Here is a 17,184-nt window from a genome sequence, read left to right as displayed (position 1 = left end):
TTCTTCCAGAAGCAGACGCGTCGGAACAACCGACAGATTCACAAGCTTTCCATTCTCAAAGGCGCCCGGAGAAAACGCAATCAGGCGTCCTTTGAGGTCAAAGGCTTTCGTCTGTTTGATAAAGTTGCCTGCAAGGGAGAAGAAAGCTTTATTTTCAGTCGTCGATCATCCGGGTACTTCGATGTTCGAAAGCTCGATGGAACCCGTATTTCAGCCGGCATCAGCTATAAAAAATTACGTCTATTAGAAAAGAGAAGAACCTATTTAACAGAAATTCGAAAGGAGGCGTTTCCTCCCCTCCCTGAAGGCAGGAGTCTCCGCGCCTAAATTTGATGAAATCTTCTAAGACGGCAGCCTGAGATCGTTATACTTTTGTTCACAAACAAAAGTTAACAATTTCATCGCTATGAAAATTCATGAATATCAAGCACGTCAAATTCTGAAGAATTTTGACGTTCCCGTTCCTGTTGCTGAAGTTGCTTCAAGTCCTGAGGAAGCTCGAAAGATTGCTGAAGAAATCGGCGGAAAGATCTGGGCGGTTAAGTCCCAGATTCATGCCGGCGGCAGAGGTAAAGGCGGCGGTGTAAAACTCGCCCGCAGTCTGGAAGATGTCAGCAATCTCTCCCGTCTTATGATCGGCAGCCGTTTGGTTACCAAGCAGACCGGTCCTGCCGGAGCCCCTGTCAGTAAGGTCCTTGTTCAGCGGGGTCTCGATATCGTCCAGGAGTTCTATGTCGGTTTTCTCATCGACCGCAAGCTTCAGAGGCCGGTACTCATTGCTTCTGCTGAAGGCGGCATGGAAATTGAAAAAGTTGCCGCTCAATTCCCTGAAAAAATCATTAAAACGGTCATTGATCCTGTGGCCGGTCTTTCCGTTCCCGAAGCTTTGGAAGTTGCTACTCGATTGGACGTGCCTGCCGACATTGCCGGAGACTGCGCAGAAGTCCTGAGAAAGTTATGGAACACCTTCGTTTCGATGGACTGCTCCCTATTGGAAATCAATCCCCTGATCGTAACATCCGACAAAAAGGTTTATCCGCTGGACGTGAAGATGACTTTTGATGACAACGCGCTGCTGCGTCACCCTGAACTCGAAGAACTTCACGACCCTGAGCAGGAAGATCCGACGGAGCTTCGTGCACACAAAGCAGGTCTCCAATACATTCAGCTCAACGGTAATATCGCGTGTTTGGTTAACGGCGCCGGTCTCGCAATGGCGACCATGGACACGATCAAACTGTTCGGCGGTGAGCCGGATAACTTCCTTGATATCGGAGGAGGAGCTTCTCCTGAAAAAGTTACGGCGGCTTTTGAAATCATGCTGGCTCAGCCGGAAGTCAAAGTTATCCTGGTCAATATCTTCGGCGGCATTATGAAATGCGACGTCATTGCCGAAGGTATTGTTGAAGCCTGCCGACACGTTAAGTTATCCGTTCCCTTAATTGTTCGCATGAAAGGAACGCACGAAAAAGAAGGCAAAGAAATTCTCAAGAACAGCGGATTACCGATTATTTCAGCGGATTCTCTTGGGGATGCTGCGCAGAAAGCCGTAGAAATGGCTGCGGAGAAATAACATGAGTATTTTGGTCAATAAGAACTCCCGCGTTATTACGCAAGGAATGACAGGCAAAACCGGTCAGTTTCATACACGTCTTTGCAGAGATTACGGTTTTGGCCCCGAGTGTTTTGTGGGCGGCGTGAATCCTAAGAAAGCCGGTCAGGAATGGGAAGGGCTGCCGATCTTCGGTACCGTTAAAGAGGCAAGAGCAAAAACAGGAGCAAACGTTTCCGTGATTTATGTTCCGCCAGCCGGAGCGGCAGCGGCTATTCAGGAAGCAAGCGATGCAGGTATCGAACTTATTGTCTGCATTACGGAAGGCATTCCTGTGATGGACATGGTTAAGGTCCGAGATCACATGAAAAAGACCGGATCTAAATCTCTCCTTCTCGGACCCAACTGCCCGGGCATCATGACTCCGGGAGAAATCAATGTCGGCATTATGCCTGCACACATTCACCGCAAAGGCAGAATCGGTGTTGTCTCCCGTTCCGGCACTTTGACTTATGAAGCGGTGGCACAGATTACCGCGTTAGGGCTGGGCCAGTCCACCGCTATCGGAATCGGCGGAGATCCGATTAACGGCTTAAAGCACATCGACGTACTGAAGCTCTTTAATGACGATCCTGAAACGGATGCAGTTGTCATGATCGGCGAAATCGGCGGAAGCGATGAAGAGACTGCTGCCGAATGGGTAAAAGATCATATGAAGAAACCCGTCGTGGGCTTTATTGCAGGCGTAACGGCTCCCGCAGGAAAGAGAATGGGGCATGCAGGCGCGATCATTTCCGGTGGTACAGGAACTGCCGAAGGCAAATTAGCCGTGATGGAAGCCTGCGGTATTCGAACGACACGGAATCCCTCTGAAATTGGCTCGTTGCTGCAATCCGTGCTCTCTTCGAAAAAGGAGTAATTCATTTTGGAAGCGCTTATTGCTTGGTTTGGTGAGATTCATTGGGTCGCAGTTTTGCAGATCATTCTCATCGACATTTTGCTTGGCGGAGACAATGCCGTTGTGATTGCGTTGGCTTGCCGAAGTCTCGATCCGCACCTGCGCGTGAAAGGCATTATCTATGGTGCCGGCGGTGCTATTTTGCTGCGTGTCATTCTGATTGCCTTCGCAGTCTCCGTGATGAACATACCGTTCCTGAAGTTCTGCGGCGGCCTGCTGCTGTTGTGGATCGGCGTCAAGCTCATTGCCCCTGCCGATGAAGGAGAGCATGAGATTCATGCGAGTAAGCGGCTTTGGGGTGCGGTTAAGACCATTATCGTTGCCGACTTGATCATGAGTATCGACAACGTGATTGCCATTGCCGGTGCGGCTGAACAGGCTCCGGGCCATCATCAGATGGCGCTGGTGATCTTTGGTCTGCTCGTGAGCGTCCCGTTCATTCTCGGCGGCAGTCAGATTATTCTGAAAGTGATTGATCGTTTTCCGATTATTGTTTATGCGGGCGGAGCTTTGTTAGGCTGGATCGCAGGCACGCTAATGGTTGACGACCCGGGCATCTTGGCACACCTGCCGAATCTGCCGGCTCTTCATACTGAAGGCGGTATTGCCGGTGCAATCTTCGTGCTGATCGTTGCTTTCGTACTTAAGTACTTTAGGTCCCAGAAGACGAAGGCATAGCTAAAAAGCAGAATCAAGAAAAGGCGCTTTCTCTAGCGGGGAGCGCCTTTTAAATGGCTGTCAGCAGGATCAGAGTTTTTCTGCAGCTTCTCTGACTTCTAGTGCGGCTCGTTTGCCGGTAATCCAATCCGGAACAAGTTTGACCATGAAGACATAATTCAAGGAATGCTGAATTTCCTCTTCATTATCGGGAATGCCGCGGCTGTACTTTTCAGCAAGTGCACGCAGAGCGGAGAGTTTTTCTGCAATGTCGGTGACGATGTGAAGCCTTCCCCAGATGAGAACGCTTTGAAAATTATTCGCTCGGACAGTCGGAACGACTTGACTTTGCCCGACGATCGAAAAGCTTGTTTTGTTGGTTCTCTGGAAGCACTCGGACTTATATCCTCGCGGCGATCCGTGGAAATAAACGGCCCCACCCGTATATACGTAACTTAGCGGTACGGTATAGAGATAACCGTCGTCTCCGTTAAGCGAAAGGACACCGTAGGCGGTCGTGTCGATGATTCTTTGAATCGATTCGTTGCTTAAAGCTTGCTTTGTTCTTGTGAGTTCTTTCCTCATACTCCCTCCTTTAGCTCAGAGTTTGATCTAGAGCTTCTTTTAGTTTGAAAACTGCCGCTTCCAGCTCTTCTTCTTTAAAGTGAGCATAACCTAGAATAAAACCGGTAAGTGCTTTGGCCGAACGATAACAAGCAGAAAGCGGTCTTGTCTCGATCTGATAGGAACGTATTAAAAGCTCGGAAAGCCGGACATCATCTTGGGGCTGATTAAAGATGAACGTCAGATGCGTTCCTTCATTGGCTCCTTCAATGTGTCCGTAACCGGAAAGGTATTTTCCTATAGCTCTAACGGCTGCTTGCCGGCGCTTTTCATAAATCTTCTTAAGGCGCCGAACGTGTGAATAGTAGAAACCGTTTTGAATGAATTCAGCCAAAATGTATTGATGAACTTCGCTGCTGTGGCGATCCATAAGAAGCTTGGCCCCCTCGAAAATGGGGACGAGACTTTTAGGGACCACCATGTAAGCCATATTGAAGCCCGGATAAATTACCTTGGTAAAGCTTCCGAGATAGATGCACGGTGCGCCGTCTTTGTAGGAAGAGAGTGCCGGCAAAGGCTTTTTTCCATACCGAAGTTCGCTGTCGTAGTCGTCTTCAATTATCCAGATTCCCTCAAGTTTGGCCCAGGCTAAAAGCTTTTCGTTGTTTTCGGCGGAAGAAACGTAGCCTAACGGGTACTGATGGCACGGCGTTACTAGTATCCCTTTGATTTTCTTTTGTTTTTTAAGTTTGTCAATGTCGATTCCATCTTGAGAGACAGGAATTGGGATCGGCTTCAGTCCTCTGAACTCCAATAGGTTGATGTGCGTTTGAAAGTAAGGGTCTTCAACAGCGATTTTGTCCTCTTTTTCAAATAAAACGCTTGCACAGAGGTCCAATGCTTGTTGAGTGCCGTTTGTTGTAATCACTTGCTCAGGTTCGCACCTAAGGCCTCGGTACTGACGTAAATAATCGCAGACAGCTTTCTTATAAGGCATAAAGCCGCCAGGTTCACAATAACCGTTGTGAAGCCACGGGCTCTTTGAAGTACGTGCGACGACAGTAGTCCAGTTTTTACCCGGCAGGCTATCCAGGTCAGGCGCTATCACTGCGAAGGGCATAGGCTTTTGAACTTTGAAGCCAGTGGCCGTCGCTGCGATTTGTGCAGAAAGCGGGAGTTCTGAGGGGAGATATTTCTCATTAACTGGCAGACTTTCCTTTCGATTTTCAAATACACCGAGAGAAATTTCTGAGACAAAGGTGCCATTGCCGCTCTTTGTTTCCAGAAGTCCTTCCTCAAGCAGCCGGTTATAAACGCTGACGACTGTTGAACGTGAAACCTCGATCTCAGAAGCGAGTTTGCGGCTTGAGGGAATAGGATCTCCAGGACGCAGGCTTTTGTTCTCGATTAAGTCGAGGATCTTGAAGTAAAGCTGCTCTTGAAGTGATGATGCGCCGCTGTCGTGATTTAACGATATGTTGGAGAGGCTCGGCTGAACTTTGTGTGCCATGTCGGCTCCGAAAACGTTAAGGCCGGAGATTGTCTCCGGCCGATGCTGAGTTAGATTACTTTATCGTATTCTGGGCGGCTACGGTCGCTGTTCTCAGATTCTTAATAACTTCGGAAGAAGTTTTTTCAAATCCGGATGGATCGTGAACGCCCTTCGAATAGTCTGAGAAGTACCAACCGACGGTGTGCAGGTAGAGGCTGTAAGCATCCTGAAGTTTTTGATATTCAGGCTGATTGATCTTGACATCGCCGTTCTTAGCTTTGATCAGGAGGTTGCGCGCGGCGCTTCCGTAGCGTTCGAGTCTTTCTTTATGGATACGATAACGCTGCTGGATTGTTGCAACCATGTAGGCGGCTTGCCCCTCGGACCAATTGTCGCCGTTCGGATTGCCATGGCAATCGGATCTTGCGCAAGTGTTCTTGTACTTCAGAGAAGGCAGACTAGGCTGATGTTCAAGTGTGCCGTTCGCTTTCTTGGCGAAGTGGCAGTCTGTGCAGCCCACGCCTGCTTGACCGTGCTTAGAACCAACAACGGTTTCCATATGGTAATGGTCGGTCGAGACAGTCTTAACGCCTGTTGCCTTATCGATTCCGTTATACAGCCCTAATCTTCTCACGACATTCCAGCGTTCGATCGGGTTAGCTGCGAAGAACGTACCGACGGACCAGCCGGTTCTGTCAATAGCATTTTTCGGATGAGCGAGCTGACCGTCACTGTCTTTATAGAAAGTTGCAGAGCGGTTATGGCCTTCGTGGCACTGACCGCACATATAGTTCGAGTTGGCTTTCTCAAGAATGGCGATCTTTCTCGGATAGCCGCGAACACCCATGTTGATGACTTCGATCTTCGGATAACCGGTCTTTCCTGCGTTCTTCTGATAGTTGTAGTCCTTGTAGTCCGGATGTGACATGGCTTCTATCAAATGGTCGAAGACGATGCGAGGCTCTGCCGAATGCGGGTCGTGGCAGGTAATGCAGTTGAAGCTGTTGTTGACGGTCTTTAGGACTTTGTGGTCCGGATCATCAAAGGCGAGCGGGGCCTTCGGGTTTTTAGCGCCTAAATAGGCGTAATCCAAGATGTTATCAGAACTCTTGCACTTCAAGCAGTCAGACCGTCCCATAATCTCACGTCCTTTGTGAGGACGCCAAGTCAAAGACAATGTCTTTGAGGGCAGAATTTTGTCGCCTTCGTTCGGGCGTGTATCGGTTAAAGCCTCCCACATCGGAGCTCCGGGTTTAGAGAGGTCCGTGTACTTTTTATATTGGTAACGGCCGTCAGAACGAACGTTGGCAAGGTCGGTCACAATGCTGGAATGGAAACGCGGCAAACGGAACTGGACGTCCCGGAAAGAGTTGTCACCGGCGATATCACGGAACTGTGCGTAGGCGGGCGGCGTGTTTTTGAGCGCCCACTCATAATGGTACTTCGGATCCATGATGTCTTTGTGCTGTTCAGTGTGACACTGACCGCAGGCGGCATATTCAAAATGTGTAGTCGGGCGGTTGTCGCGGCTTGGAGCCTTGACGTGTTCCGGACTGATGTCGTGACAGGAAACGCAGTTCACATTTTTATGTGCACCGCGAGTTGATAAGGTTTTAATGGCCGTTGCATGACAGCCGAAACACTGGTTCTTGTCTACAGGCTGCTGAGGAGCAGCGGCTGCCAATACTGACAGCGAAAGGCAAGACAGACCTAACGAAACTATGGATTTGATTATTGTGTTTTGCATAAGGTTCTCCTTAAGACTGCCTTCATTTTCTCCAATGAACTTTGAGAAAAAGAGTCCACTTTCAGACTATGTGCTCAGTCCACTTTTAAGGAGAACGCTCTTATGCGAAACAACAGGTCTTCTTGTTTCTGAATGTTTGGAAATTAAGAAGCCGAGAATTTCAAGCCAATGATTCCGATGGCGATAAGCGAAGCGAAAACAGTTCTGGAGACAGTGAAAGCTTCTCCAAACAAGAGAATGCCGGCAATAAAGGCGCCAATACACCCGATACCGGTCCAAATGGCGTAAGCCGTTCCTAAAGGAATAGTTCTCATCGCTACTGCCAAGAAATAGACGCTGGCGACCATTCCGATAATAGTGACCGCACTGTAGAACCAATTACTAAAGCCATCGGCATATTTCAAGGCAACGGCCCAAACGATCTCAAAAATTCCTGCAATGAAAAGATAAATCCAAGACATTTGTATCCTCCAAAACAAAAAGGCACCTTTGTCAGCATTCCTTCAATGGCCTGCGGAATACTGAAAAAGGTGCCTATCCGGCGATAGATTGCACAATGAAAGTATACCGACTCAGTAAAAATGCGGGTTATTCTGGTTAAGAGGATTTCTCGAAAGTTCTGACTATTTGAAATTTCACGTTCTTTCACAAGAACGGGTAATGGTAAAACTACGACAAATCAACGCATTGCTAAAATCAACCGTCAATTTGGTTTTTACTCTTAGGAGATATTTCATTGGAAGCGCTTATCGCTTGGTTTGCCGAAATTCATTGGGTGGCCGTTCTTCAAATTATTTTGATCGACATTTTGCTCGGCGGAGACAACGCGGTTGTTATCGCCTTAGCCTGCCGCAACCTTGACCCGAGCCTTCGTTTTAAAGGTGTGCTTTACGGGGCTGCCGGTGCCATCCTCTTGCGTGTGATCCTGATTGCTTTTGCCGTCACGATCATGAACATTCCATTCCTCAAACTTGTCGGAGCGCTTCTGCTTCTCTGGATTGGTATAAAACTTATTGTTCCTCAGGATGAAGGGGAGCATGAAATTCATGCCAGTAAGCGTCTTTGGGGTGCGATCAAAACCATCATCGTTGCCGACTTAGTTATGAGCTTGGACAACGTGATCGCGATTGCCGGTGCAGCTGAACAGGCACCTGCCGGTCATCAGATGGGACTCGTGATCTTCGGTCTCTTGGTGAGCGTTCCGTTCATTCTCGGCGGCAGCCAGCTGTTCCTGAAAGTTATTGATCGTTATCCGATCATTGTTTACGCCGGCGGCGCTTTGCTGGGATGGATCGCAGGCACACTGATTGTGGGCGACCCCGGCCTGACACCGCATATTCCGAACTTGGCCGAAATGCATACGCCTGCCGGAATTGCCGGTGCCGTCTTCGTGCTGATTGTGGCCTTTGCAATTAAAGGACTTCGGAAGAAGGCAAACTAACTTGTCAGCTTAAAAGCTGAAGGACTTTCAGGTCCTCCTGAAAATACAAAAAACGGCGTTCAACCGCAAAGGAAGAACGCCGTTTTTTGTCTGATGTCAGCGGCTGGTGCCGATAATCGCACCGCCTAAGCACACTTCTTCGTCATAAAAGACCGCGCTTTGTCCGGGTGTCACCGCCCAGAGAGGATCAAGAGAAGAGACCACTACGCTTTCATCGTCGGTGCGAATAACTTTGCATTCCTGATCGGCCATGCGGTAGCGCGTTTTAAGACCGAGCATTCTTCCGGCCTCGGGAGCTGTTCCGCTGATCCAGTTGGGTCGCGTGGCAGAAAGCGAGAAAGACTGAAGCCAAGGATGGTCGTGACCTTGTACGATATAGAGCGTGTTGTTCGGAATGTCCTTCCGAGCAACAAACCAAGGTTCGCCGTTGCCGAACTTAGAACCGCCGACGCCGATACCTTTGCGCTGACCTAAGGTGTAGTAAGAAAGGCCGATGTGCTCGCCAACAATTCTTCCGTCCGGTGTTTTAATCGGACCGGGTTTGTTGGCAAGGTAGCGATGGAGGAACTCACGGAACGGACGTTCTCCGATAAAGCAGATACCCGTACTGTCTTTTTTCTTGGCGTTCGGCAATCCGATTTCTTCGGCAATTCTGCGTACCTCGGTCTTGCACATGTCTCCGACAGGGAACATGGCTTTCGAGAGCTGGTACTGATTGAGACGATTTAAGAAGTAGCTTTGATCTTTAGTGTTGTCCACACCTTTGAGCAGTTCAAAGAGCCCGTCTCTTTCGCGGACACGTGCATAGTGTCCGGTGGCAATCTTGTCGGCGCCTAAACGGATGGCATGATCAAGGAATGCCTTGAATTTAATTTCGGAATTGCAGAGAACGTCAGGGTTCGGCGTACGACCGGCGGAATACTCGGAAAGGAATTCCGCAAAAACGCGGTCCTTGTATTCTTTGGCAAAGTTCACGGCTTCGATATCGATGCCGATTACGTCGGCGACCGCCGTGGCATCGATTAAATCCTGACGGGAAGAACAGTATTCGCTGTCGTCATCGTCCTCCCAGTTTTTCATGAAAAGACCGATTACTTCGTATCCCTGCTTCTTGAGAAGGTAGGCGCTGACGGCAGAATCCACTCCGCCTGAAAGACCAACGACAACTGTTTTTGTTTCCACACAAAACTCCTTACGATAATCCCGACATTTTAATAAGTTAGCGATCAACAGGCAGGCGATTTTCGCTATTCTTGTGTGCATAGTTGAAACAGACGACAATGCTGTTTTGCGAAAAAACAATGCCGCGGCTCATTAGCGCGAAAGAATAAAAGGATTCGAGATGATTGCGACTCAGAATGCAGCAGACAAAACTCAGAAGTTTTTAGACGATTTCAAGGTCTCTAAACCCGTGATCGGTTTGCCGGGCCTCGGCTGGGATACGCCGGAAATGGCGGCAGCTGTTTCCAATGCCGGCGGCTTGGGCGTGCTCCATATCGGTTTTAAAACCGAAGAGGAAATTGAAAGAGATGTTGCAAAAGTTCGTTCGCTGACCGATGAGCCTTTTGCCGTACTCATGTTCCCGCAAAAAGAATCGATCTTAGACGCCGAGAAACTTCGCCTGCAGGATACAGCGCTCTCTCCGCTCAGAGAGGATTTGGGATGCACGGCAGCTAGACCGATATCGGCTCCGCTTTTTGATAATCAGTTCAGGAAAATTGTTGAACTGAAGGTGCCGGCCGTCGGCTTGAGACTCGGAGGTTTGAGAGAGCCTTATATGGAAGAACTTGAAGCCAACGGTATTTCTGTCTTCGGCATCGCGTCTAACCTTAGAGATGCCAAGGTTCTCGTCTCCAGCGGCGTCAATGCCGTCGTAGCCGCCGGCTGGGCCGAAGAAGGTCTGCTCTCCCATGAAGAAATCGGTAAAGATCAGGCTGAAATCGACTCCTTGGTCTTATGGTCGGAATGCGCAAGAGCATTGAGAGTTCCGGTTCTCGGCGCCGGTTCTGTCACAACCCAGGATCAAGTTCGTGTCATCAGGGCGCTCGGTTTAGCCGGCTTTATGCTTTCGGACGCGCTGCTGCTTGCCAAAGAGTCTCCGATTCCGGATTCCTGGCGTACCAAGGTAATGTACTTAGCGGACTCTGCCTCTGAGACGTCTGACACTTTCATGGGCCGAGCCTCACGCTATTTGTCTAACGGCTTTGCCCAGATCTTCCCCGAGAAAGGTCTTCCCGTCCTTCAGTTCCCTTATCAATACTTTGCACTGAAAGATATCTTTGATAAGGCATTAGAGATTGGCCGAATTGATTTGGCTCTTTTGGAAGTCGGACAATACGTCTATCTCGCCGAAAGCGGGACAACTGCTGACATCATCAACAAATTCTGCGGATATTGGAGTGAAGACTAAATGAAAGACAATCAGGCGCTTATCGTTGTCGACGTCCAAAAAGATTTCTTAGAAACCGGCGCATTGCCTGTTAAAGAGGGCAGCCAAGTCGTACCGGTCATTAATCGGATCATTCCGAAATTTAAAAATGTCGTATTTACACAAGACTGGCATCCGCAAGGCCATATTTCTTTTGCTTCGTCTCATCCTGGCATAGCGCCTTACAGCACCATTGATGTCTCTTACGGTAAACAAGTCCTTTGGCCGGAACACTGTGTTCAAAACACGTCCGGTGCCGAATTTGCCGAAGGACTGAACACGGAAAACGGCGACTGTTTTGTGAAGAAAGGTGCACACTCCGATATTGATAGTTACTCCGCTTTTCTAGAGGCAGACCGTAAGACCAAGACAGACTTAGGTGTTTGGCTGAGGTCTCAGGGAATTACAGAGGTCTTTGTCTGTGGTCTTGCAACTGACTTTTGCGTTAGCTGGACCGCCTTGGATGCGGCTGATGAAGGCTTGAGGGTATCCGTCATTGAAGACGCTTCCCGCGGAATTGACGTGAACGGCTCTTTAGAGGGCGCTCGAGCCGCCTGGAAAAAAAGAGGAATCAAACGGATTGATTCCTCTGAGATCAATTAGAAGAAAATCTTCATTAAAAGCGGAGTGAGCAGCGGTGCCAGCAGTGCAGTGGTCAAACCGGTTAAGCCGATGGCCAGACTGCCGTAGGCGCCGGCCGTCGAATCAATCTGGAAAGCGCGGGAAGTACCCATGCCGTGTGCGGAAAGACCGAGTGCAAAACCCTTGGCAGACGAAGAATCGACTTTTAGAAGCAGGAACAGAGGTCCTGCGCAGATCGACCCGAGCACGCCGGTCAGCACAACCAAGGAAGCAGAGAGGGCAGGAAGACCGCCGAGTTTTTCTGCAATGGACATGGCAATGGGCGTTGTCACGCTCTTCGGTGCCAAGCTAATGATGGTTTCCGGAGAAGCTCCGAGCAATCCCGCGATCAGGACAGTTGAAGTAATCGCCGTGAAGGCGCCTGCAAAAAGTCCCAATAAAATCGGTAGCCAATTTTTAGCCAACTGAATTCTGAGGTCGTACAGAGGAACGGCCAAAGCAACGGTTGTCGGTCCCAGCAGAAAATGAATGAACTGGGCGCCGGAAAAGTAAGTCTGATAGGGCGTATGCGTGGCCATCAGCAAAAGGACGACCGTGACAATGGAAACCGCAACGGGATTTAAGAGCGAATTCCAATTACTCCATTTATAGAGTTTCTGAGCAAAGAGGTAAGCGGCCAGCGTGACCGTCAGCCACAGAAGGGAAGAAGTGGAAAGCGAGGACCAAATCTCCTCGATGCCGTGAAAGTCGATGTTATTCATGCCTTGCCTCCTTCCGTTCTTTGCGTTTCTGCAGCCAGATCGTCGAGTACTTGATCACTAGGGCAGTCACAGCGATCGTCAGAATCGTACTGACGACCAAAGAGACGCCGATCGGAAGCGCTTCATTTTTGAGGCGGTCAATGTGTAGCATGATGCCGACACCGGCCGGGACAAACAGCACGGCAAGATAAGAAATCAGGACTAAGGAAATCGGACGGACCCAGGAAGCCAGACGGTCGTTTGCGATCAAGGCAACGAGCAGCAGGAACATGCCCAGAACCGAGCCGGGAACCGGGAGATGGAAGTACATCTCGGCAACGTTTCCCAAAAGTTGGAATACGAGTAGAAGGACCAGACCTTCGATCATTTTTAATTAATAGATTGTGAAAATTGACGTGGAATGCGAATGTATTCCTTATCTCAGCACAAAAACGACGTCGGAATCAGAAAATTTTTTCGAATTGAGTAATCAAAATAGGTTTGTCCAGCGGTATTTATTCTCATTTATCTAAATCTCACAAATCATTACAATCGCGGGAATCGTTAAGCCTTCGGGCTCAATTGTTTTACGCAACTTTAATAGGAGGAAACATCAATGTCAGTTCTCGACTCTTACATGAAAGACTTGGCCGAATTGGTTAACAAAGACCGCGGCACTGCAAACATTGCCGGCGTTACCGAAGCCGCCAAGATTATGAAGGGCCATCTCGAATCCATCGGATTCAAAGCCGACCTCGTTGACTTAGGTCCGAATGCCGGCAACGGTCTGTTCGCTACGAACAAGCCCAACGCTGACCACTATGACGTTCTCTTCAATGCTCACCTCGACACCGTTTTCCCTGACGGAACTGCTGCTGCTCGTCCTTTGACCGTTAAAGGCGACCGCGCCTACGGCCCCGGCTGCAGCGACTGCAAGAGCGGCGTGCTTGCCATCTACTACGCTCTGAAGGCTGCTCGTCCTGAAGATCTGGAAAGACTCTCCATCGCCGTTGCTCTGAACCCGGACGAAGAAACCGGTTCCAAGGCTTCCAGCGCCTGGCTCAAGGGCATCGCTGCTAAATCTTCCCGCGCTTTGGTTTTTGAAGCAGCCCGCGCAGGCGGTCAGCTCGTTCGCTCCAGAAAGGGTTCTACCAACTACATCGTGACCTTCCACGGTAAGGCTTCCCACGCCGGCAACGCTCCGTACAAAGGAGCCAACGCCAACATCGCCGCTATGCGCTTTGCGCTCGCAGCTGCCGGTCTGGCCGATGTCGATAAAGGCACAACGGTCAACCCCGGTGTGATCGAAGGCGGCAGCGCTCCTAACGTCATTTCCGAAAAATGCGTTGTTAAGCTCGACACTCGCTACTGGAACAACGAAGACGACAAATATCTCGACGACGGCATCAACAAACTGGCTGCTGCCGTTTGGGCTCCCGGCGTAACTCAGACCATCGAACGCGTCAGCCACAGCAACGCTATGCCGTTGTCCGACGCTACGAAAGAACTCGTTGCTCAGATTACCGAAGCTGCCAAACTCGAAGGCTTCGATATCGACTGGGTTGACGCAGGCGGTGCTTCCGACGGCAACCACATGGCTGAAGCCGGTCTCCCCGTCATTGACGGATGCGGCCCTGCCGGCGGCGAATTCCACTGCGACCGCGAATTCCTGCGCTTAGACACAGTCGAAGAACGCATTCGCATGATCACTCGCTTCCTGTCTCTGATCTAATTCAGTAGAAACAGATCTAAACGCAAACGCCCTTCGGGGCGTTTGTCGTTTCTGCGGACTCGAATTCGGCGCCGGTGATAAAAGAAATGCCTTGCAGGAATACAATGCATTTCATCTGAGAAAGTCAAAAAAGGAAATCGGAATGAAATTCGAATTGAACGGCGAATTTATTCGCTTAGGAGATCTGCTGAAGGCAGCCGGATTGACCGGTACAGGCGGAGAGGCAAAACAAGCCGTCCAGGACGGCCTAGTGAATGTAGACAGGAAAGTCTGCACCGAACGCGGCCACAAGATCCGCGCCGGACAGAAAGTCCAGTTTAAAGATCAGACGATTGAGGTCGTCGAGCAGGCAAAATAAAAGCACTCGATTTGCTGAGTGCTTCTATTGAATCGATTACTTGCGTTTTCCGCCGGCGGCAGCAACCGGAGGACGACCCTCGATATGACGGAAGGTAATGCGGCCTTTGGTCATGTCGTACGGGGAGATTTCCAGCGAAACTTTATCGCCGGCGAGAATTCGGATGTGATGCTTACGCATTTTGCCGTTTGTGTAGGCAATCAGTTCATAGCCGTTGTCGAGTTTGACGCGATAGCGAGCGTCCGGAAGAACTTCGGTAACGGTTGCAGTTGTTTCAATCAGGTCTTCTTTAGCCATATAAGAATAAAAGTTCCTAATAATCAATAGGAACAGGGTTTTAAAAAACGGATTTTACCTGACAATGCGCCTAAGTACGTAAACTCATTAACAAAAATGAGCCAATCGGGGCGGTTTTGCTAAAATCAGCGTAATAAATTACAAATTGATGCGAAAGGCCTTGTCGGTCCGGACGCGATCGGAGCGGAATTAATGAAGAACATTCTTATTGTTTATTACTCTCGCATGGGCCATACCGCCCGCATGGTTCGTACTATTGCCGACGAACTCGAGGCACTCGGAAACACCGTGACGGTTATGCCGGTCTCCGAAGCCCTTCGCGAAGGCGTGGACTGGAGCAAGCATGATTTCGTGCTCTGCGGCTTCCCTGTTGTCTACGGCACTTACCATCCGAACGTTTACGAATTTGTTCGCAACAACTGCACGGAACTCGACCGCAAGCCCAATGCGATGTTCAACGTTACCGTCGTTGCCCGCACACCGTTTAAGGCGACAGTCGAAGGCAACCGCTACATGCAGAAATTCCTTGAACGCTCTCCGTGGCGTCCCAGAGACCTCAAGTGCTTTGCCGGCAAGATTGACTATCCGCACCTGAATCTCTTTGATAAGAAGTGCATTCAGCTCATCATGAAGATCACAAACGGCCCGACAGACCCGTCTATGTGCATTGACTTTACTGACTGGGAAGATGTGAAGCAGTACGCCAAACACATCTCCGAGCTTGCCCACCAAGCTTAATCTCAGGCTAATTCTCAATGTTTTTATATCGCGCAACCCGCTAAAATTAGCGGGTTACGCTTTCTTTAGGACAGAAATAAATGACAGACACTCAAGAATATCCATGGATCAAGCACTACCCTGAGGGCGTGCCCGCGACCATTAATCCGGATATTTACGAATCATTGCCGGATTTCCAGGAAAAGATCTGTCAAGAGTACGGTGATGCTCCGGTCTTTACCAGCCTGGGCAAGACAATGACGTACAAAGAATTTGATGAGAAAGTGACGGCGTTTGCTTCTTATCTGCAGTCGCTGCCCGGCGTTGAGCAGGGCGACCGCGTTGCCGTGATGATGCCGAACCTCCTCCAGTATCCGATCTGTCTGTTCGGCATCATGAAAGCCGGACTTATCGTCGTCAACGTCAATCCGCTTTACACAGCTCGTGAACTCGGCGGACAGCTGAAGGATTCCGGCGCTAAGGTCTTGGTCATCATCGAGAACTTCGCCAAGACGTTTGAAAAGATTCAAAAAGATTCTCCCGTTGAGCACGTCATCACGACTCAGGTCGGCGACTTGCTTTCTGCTCCGAAGCGTCTGCTCGTTAACTTCATGCTGAAGAAAGTAAAGAAGATGGTGCCCGAGTTCAATCTCGAACACGTCGTCTCTTTCCGCGACGCACTCGCCCAAGGCGCTTCCAGAAAATTTAATCCGGTCAAGCTCGACCGCTACGACATCGCACTTCTGCAGTACACAGGCGGCACAACCGGCATTGCCAAAGGCGCCATGCTCACGCACCGCAATGTGTTGGCCAACCTGCAGCAGACGGGTGTTTGGATTTCCGGCGACTTCAAGAAGAAGACCGAAGTCGTTATGACAGCGCTTCCGCTCTATCACATCTTTTCTCTGACCGCTCTGTGCAGCTTCCTTCAGTGGGGCGCCCGCATGGTGCTGATTGCTAACCCTCGCGACATGAAGGGTTTAGTCAAAGAATGCGAGAAACAGCACTTTACCGTGATCTGCGGTGTGAACACGCTCTTTAACGGGCTGCTCAATACACCGGGATTTGACCAGGTTGACTTCAAGATGCTGAAGCTCACCGTCGGCGGCGGTACCCAGGTTCAGAAGTCTGTGGCCGAGCGCTGGAAGGAAGTGACCGGCGCCCACATTATTGAGGCCTACGGTTTGACCGAATGCTCTCCGGGCGTTGCCGCCAACCCGATGAATACACCGTGGAACGGCTCTGTCGGCTTCCCGTTCCCGTCTACTGTGGTTTCTATCCGCGGTGAAGGATTCAAGGACCTCGGCTTCTGGACGACTCCGCAGGAAATTCCGGAACACACCGGCGAAATCTGCGTGAAGGGTCCGCAGGTCATGCGCGGCTACTGGGATAAGCCGGAAGAAACGGCTGCCGTACTGCGCGACGGTTGGCTGCGCACCGGCGATATCGGCAATATGGACAGCAACGGCCGCATTACAATTACCGACCGCCAGAAAGACATGATTCTGGTCAGCGGCTTTAACGTCTACCCGAACGAAATTGAAGGCGTTCTTCAGAGCATGCCGGAGATTTTGGAATGCGGTGTGGTCGGTGTACCGAACGAAAAATCCGGTGAGCGCGTCAAGGCCGTGATCGTTAAGAAGGATCCGTCTCTGACTGTCGAGCAGGTCAAGGCTTATTGCCGTCAGAACCTCACCGGTTACAAGATGCCGAAAGAAATCGTTTTCGTTGATTCCATTCCGAAGACACCTGTGGGTAAGATTCTTCGCCGCGAGCTGAAAGATATCGTTGCGAAAGAAGAGGCTCCCGTAAAACAGGAGACGGAAGGACAAAAATCCGAAAATTAACTTAAATGGTTATCACACAAAGAAGGAGGCTCGCGGGTCTCCTTTTTTGGTGTGCTCGGCATGAGCATTCTC

The 17,184-nt window shown here is 50.0% G+C and carries 19 protein-coding genes; 11 read left to right on the top strand and 8 right to left on the bottom strand.

Annotated elements, in window-relative coordinates; all coding sequences use genetic code 11:
• The 4 genes from HMPREF9439_RS13495 to HMPREF9439_RS08395 all read left to right on the top strand — a co-directional run.
• Nucleotides 1-327, top strand: a 327-nt coding sequence (locus HMPREF9439_RS13495) for a hypothetical protein (RefSeq protein WP_008864529.1), incomplete at its 5' end; no start/stop codon positions are given.
• Between the two features lie 79 nt (nucleotides 328-406).
• The gene (gene sucC, locus HMPREF9439_RS08405) at nucleotides 407-1,573 is read left to right on the top strand and encodes an ADP-forming succinate--CoA ligase subunit beta (protein ID WP_008864528.1); all 1,167 of its coding nucleotides are present in this window, start codon (nucleotides 407-409) and stop codon (nucleotides 1,571-1,573) included.
• Between the two features lies 1 nt (nucleotide 1,574).
• Nucleotides 1,575-2,471, top strand: coding sequence for a succinate--CoA ligase subunit alpha (sucD, locus tag HMPREF9439_RS08400; protein ID WP_008864527.1), 897 nt, complete (start codon nucleotides 1,575-1,577; stop codon nucleotides 2,469-2,471).
• Nucleotides 2,472-2,477: 6 nt separating this feature from the next.
• Nucleotides 2,478-3,188 (top strand): TerC family protein, encoded by a 711-nt coding sequence (locus HMPREF9439_RS08395; protein WP_008810543.1) that lies wholly within the window; start codon nucleotides 2,478-2,480, stop codon nucleotides 3,186-3,188.
• Between the two features lie 69 nt (nucleotides 3,189-3,257).
• Here HMPREF9439_RS08395 and HMPREF9439_RS08390 read toward each other — a convergent pair whose 3' ends face one another.
• The 4 genes from HMPREF9439_RS08390 to HMPREF9439_RS08375 form a co-directional block, all read right to left on the bottom strand.
• Entirely contained in the window at nucleotides 3,258-3,752 is a 495-nt protein-coding gene (locus HMPREF9439_RS08390) for a pyridoxamine 5'-phosphate oxidase family protein (RefSeq protein ID WP_008810544.1), read from the bottom strand.
• Nucleotides 3,753-3,762: 10 nt separating this feature from the next.
• Entirely contained in the window at nucleotides 3,763-5,241 is a 1,479-nt protein-coding gene (gene pdxR, locus HMPREF9439_RS08385) for a MocR-like pyridoxine biosynthesis transcription factor PdxR (protein WP_008864526.1), read from the bottom strand.
• 55 nt (nucleotides 5,242-5,296) lie between these two features.
• A complete protein-coding gene (locus HMPREF9439_RS08380; RefSeq protein ID WP_008864525.1) occupies nucleotides 5,297-6,970 on the bottom strand; it encodes an ammonia-forming cytochrome c nitrite reductase subunit c552 in 1,674 nt (557 codons plus the stop codon).
• Nucleotides 6,971-7,113: 143 nt separating this feature from the next.
• A complete protein-coding gene (locus HMPREF9439_RS08375) occupies nucleotides 7,114-7,431 on the bottom strand; it encodes a DMT family transporter (protein WP_008864524.1) in 318 nt (105 codons plus the stop codon).
• 275 nt (nucleotides 7,432-7,706) lie between these two features.
• Between HMPREF9439_RS08375 and HMPREF9439_RS08370 the strand changes: the two genes are divergently transcribed.
• Nucleotides 7,707-8,411 carry a TerC family protein gene (locus HMPREF9439_RS08370; RefSeq protein WP_008864523.1) on the top strand — a complete coding sequence of 235 codons (705 nt, stop codon included), beginning with the start codon at nucleotides 7,707-7,709 and terminating at the stop codon, nucleotides 8,409-8,411.
• 96 nt (nucleotides 8,412-8,507) lie between these two features.
• On the opposite strand, the gene mnmA is transcribed toward HMPREF9439_RS08370, so the two are convergent.
• The gene (mnmA, locus tag HMPREF9439_RS08365) at nucleotides 8,508-9,593 is read right to left on the bottom strand and encodes a tRNA 2-thiouridine(34) synthase MnmA (RefSeq protein WP_039895791.1); all 1,086 of its coding nucleotides are present in this window, start codon (nucleotides 9,591-9,593) and stop codon (nucleotides 8,508-8,510) included.
• 160 nt (nucleotides 9,594-9,753) lie between these two features.
• Between mnmA and HMPREF9439_RS08360 the strand changes: the two genes are divergently transcribed.
• Nucleotides 9,754-10,821, top strand: a complete 1,068-nt coding sequence (locus HMPREF9439_RS08360; RefSeq protein ID WP_008864521.1) for an NAD(P)H-dependent flavin oxidoreductase — start codon at nucleotides 9,754-9,756, stop codon at nucleotides 10,819-10,821.
• Nucleotides 10,822-11,442: a bifunctional nicotinamidase/pyrazinamidase gene (gene pncA / locus HMPREF9439_RS08355; protein ID WP_008810552.1), complete on the top strand. Its 621-nt coding sequence runs from the start codon at nucleotides 10,822-10,824 to the stop codon at nucleotides 11,440-11,442.
• Here pncA and HMPREF9439_RS08350 read toward each other — a convergent pair.
• Entirely contained in the window at nucleotides 11,439-12,182 is a 744-nt protein-coding gene (locus HMPREF9439_RS08350; protein ID WP_008810553.1) for an LrgB family protein, read from the bottom strand. The genes pncA and HMPREF9439_RS08350 overlap by 4 nt on opposite strands.
• Entirely contained in the window at nucleotides 12,175-12,549 is a 375-nt protein-coding gene (locus HMPREF9439_RS08345; RefSeq protein ID WP_008810554.1) for a CidA/LrgA family protein, read from the bottom strand. Before HMPREF9439_RS08345 ends, HMPREF9439_RS08350 begins: the two co-directional genes overlap by 8 nt.
• 228 nt (nucleotides 12,550-12,777) lie before the next feature.
• On the opposite strand from HMPREF9439_RS08345, the gene HMPREF9439_RS08340 reads away from it, so the two are divergent.
• The gene (locus tag HMPREF9439_RS08340; RefSeq protein ID WP_008810555.1) at nucleotides 12,778-13,893 is read left to right on the top strand and encodes a M20 family metallopeptidase; all 1,116 of its coding nucleotides are present in this window, start codon (nucleotides 12,778-12,780) and stop codon (nucleotides 13,891-13,893) included.
• Between the two features lie 142 nt (nucleotides 13,894-14,035).
• Nucleotides 14,036-14,251: an RNA-binding S4 domain-containing protein gene (locus tag HMPREF9439_RS08335; RefSeq protein WP_270208555.1), complete on the top strand. Its 216-nt coding sequence runs from the start codon at nucleotides 14,036-14,038 to the stop codon at nucleotides 14,249-14,251.
• A 36-nt stretch (nucleotides 14,252-14,287) separates the two neighbouring features.
• Here HMPREF9439_RS08335 and infA read toward each other — a convergent pair whose 3' ends face one another.
• On the bottom strand, nucleotides 14,288-14,548 hold the full coding sequence (gene infA / locus HMPREF9439_RS08330) for a translation initiation factor IF-1 (RefSeq protein WP_008810557.1): 261 nt from the start codon (nucleotides 14,546-14,548) through the stop codon (nucleotides 14,288-14,290).
• A 192-nt stretch (nucleotides 14,549-14,740) separates the two neighbouring features.
• Between infA and hemG the strand changes: the two genes are divergently transcribed.
• On the top strand, nucleotides 14,741-15,286 hold the full coding sequence (hemG, locus tag HMPREF9439_RS08325; RefSeq protein ID WP_008864519.1) for a menaquinone-dependent protoporphyrinogen IX dehydrogenase: 546 nt from the start codon (nucleotides 14,741-14,743) through the stop codon (nucleotides 15,284-15,286).
• A gap of 80 nt (nucleotides 15,287-15,366) precedes the next feature.
• On the top strand, nucleotides 15,367-17,112 hold the full coding sequence (locus HMPREF9439_RS08320) for an AMP-binding protein (RefSeq protein ID WP_008864518.1): 1,746 nt from the start codon (nucleotides 15,367-15,369) through the stop codon (nucleotides 17,110-17,112).
• Nucleotides 17,113-17,184: the final 72 nt, after the last annotated feature.

This window comes from Parasutterella excrementihominis YIT 11859 (genome assembly GCF_000205025.1).
GTDB classification, from domain to species: Bacteria; Pseudomonadota; Gammaproteobacteria; order Burkholderiales; family Burkholderiaceae_F; genus Parasutterella; species Parasutterella excrementihominis.
This window is presented reverse-complemented; position numbering and strand designations above follow the sequence as displayed.

Excerpts from the sequence above, each read along its gene's own strand:
- sucC (WP_008864528.1), top strand. The coding sequence starts at position 407 with ATGAAAATTCATGAATATCAAGCACGTCAAATTCTGAAGAATTTTGAC.
- sucD (WP_008864527.1), top strand. The coding sequence starts at position 1,575 with ATGAGTATTTTGGTCAATAAGAACTCCCGCGTTATTACGCAAGGAATG.
- HMPREF9439_RS08390 (WP_008810544.1), bottom strand. The coding sequence starts at position 3,752 with ATGAGGAAAGAACTCACAAGAACAAAGCAAGCTTTAAGCAACGAATCG.
- pdxR (WP_008864526.1), bottom strand. The coding sequence starts at position 5,241 with ATGGCACACAAAGTTCAGCCGAGCCTCTCCAACATATCGTTAAATCAC.
- HMPREF9439_RS08380 (WP_008864525.1), bottom strand. The coding sequence starts at position 6,970 with ATGCAAAACACAATAATCAAATCCATAGTTTCGTTAGGTCTGTCTTGC.
- HMPREF9439_RS08375 (WP_008864524.1), bottom strand. The coding sequence starts at position 7,431 with ATGTCTTGGATTTATCTTTTCATTGCAGGAATTTTTGAGATCGTTTGG.
- HMPREF9439_RS08360 (WP_008864521.1), top strand. The coding sequence starts at position 9,754 with ATGATTGCGACTCAGAATGCAGCAGACAAAACTCAGAAGTTTTTAGAC.
- pncA (WP_008810552.1), top strand. The coding sequence starts at position 10,822 with ATGAAAGACAATCAGGCGCTTATCGTTGTCGACGTCCAAAAAGATTTC.
- HMPREF9439_RS08350 (WP_008810553.1), bottom strand. The coding sequence starts at position 12,182 with ATGAATAACATCGACTTTCACGGCATCGAGGAGATTTGGTCCTCGCTT.
- HMPREF9439_RS08345 (WP_008810554.1), bottom strand. The coding sequence starts at position 12,549 with ATGATCGAAGGTCTGGTCCTTCTACTCGTATTCCAACTTTTGGGAAAC.
- HMPREF9439_RS08340 (WP_008810555.1), top strand. The coding sequence starts at position 12,778 with ATGTCAGTTCTCGACTCTTACATGAAAGACTTGGCCGAATTGGTTAAC.
- HMPREF9439_RS08335 (WP_270208555.1), top strand. The coding sequence starts at position 14,036 with ATGAAATTCGAATTGAACGGCGAATTTATTCGCTTAGGAGATCTGCTG.
- infA (WP_008810557.1), bottom strand. The coding sequence starts at position 14,548 with ATGGCTAAAGAAGACCTGATTGAAACAACTGCAACCGTTACCGAAGTT.
- hemG (WP_008864519.1), top strand. The coding sequence starts at position 14,741 with ATGAAGAACATTCTTATTGTTTATTACTCTCGCATGGGCCATACCGCC.
- HMPREF9439_RS08320 (WP_008864518.1), top strand. The coding sequence starts at position 15,367 with ATGACAGACACTCAAGAATATCCATGGATCAAGCACTACCCTGAGGGC.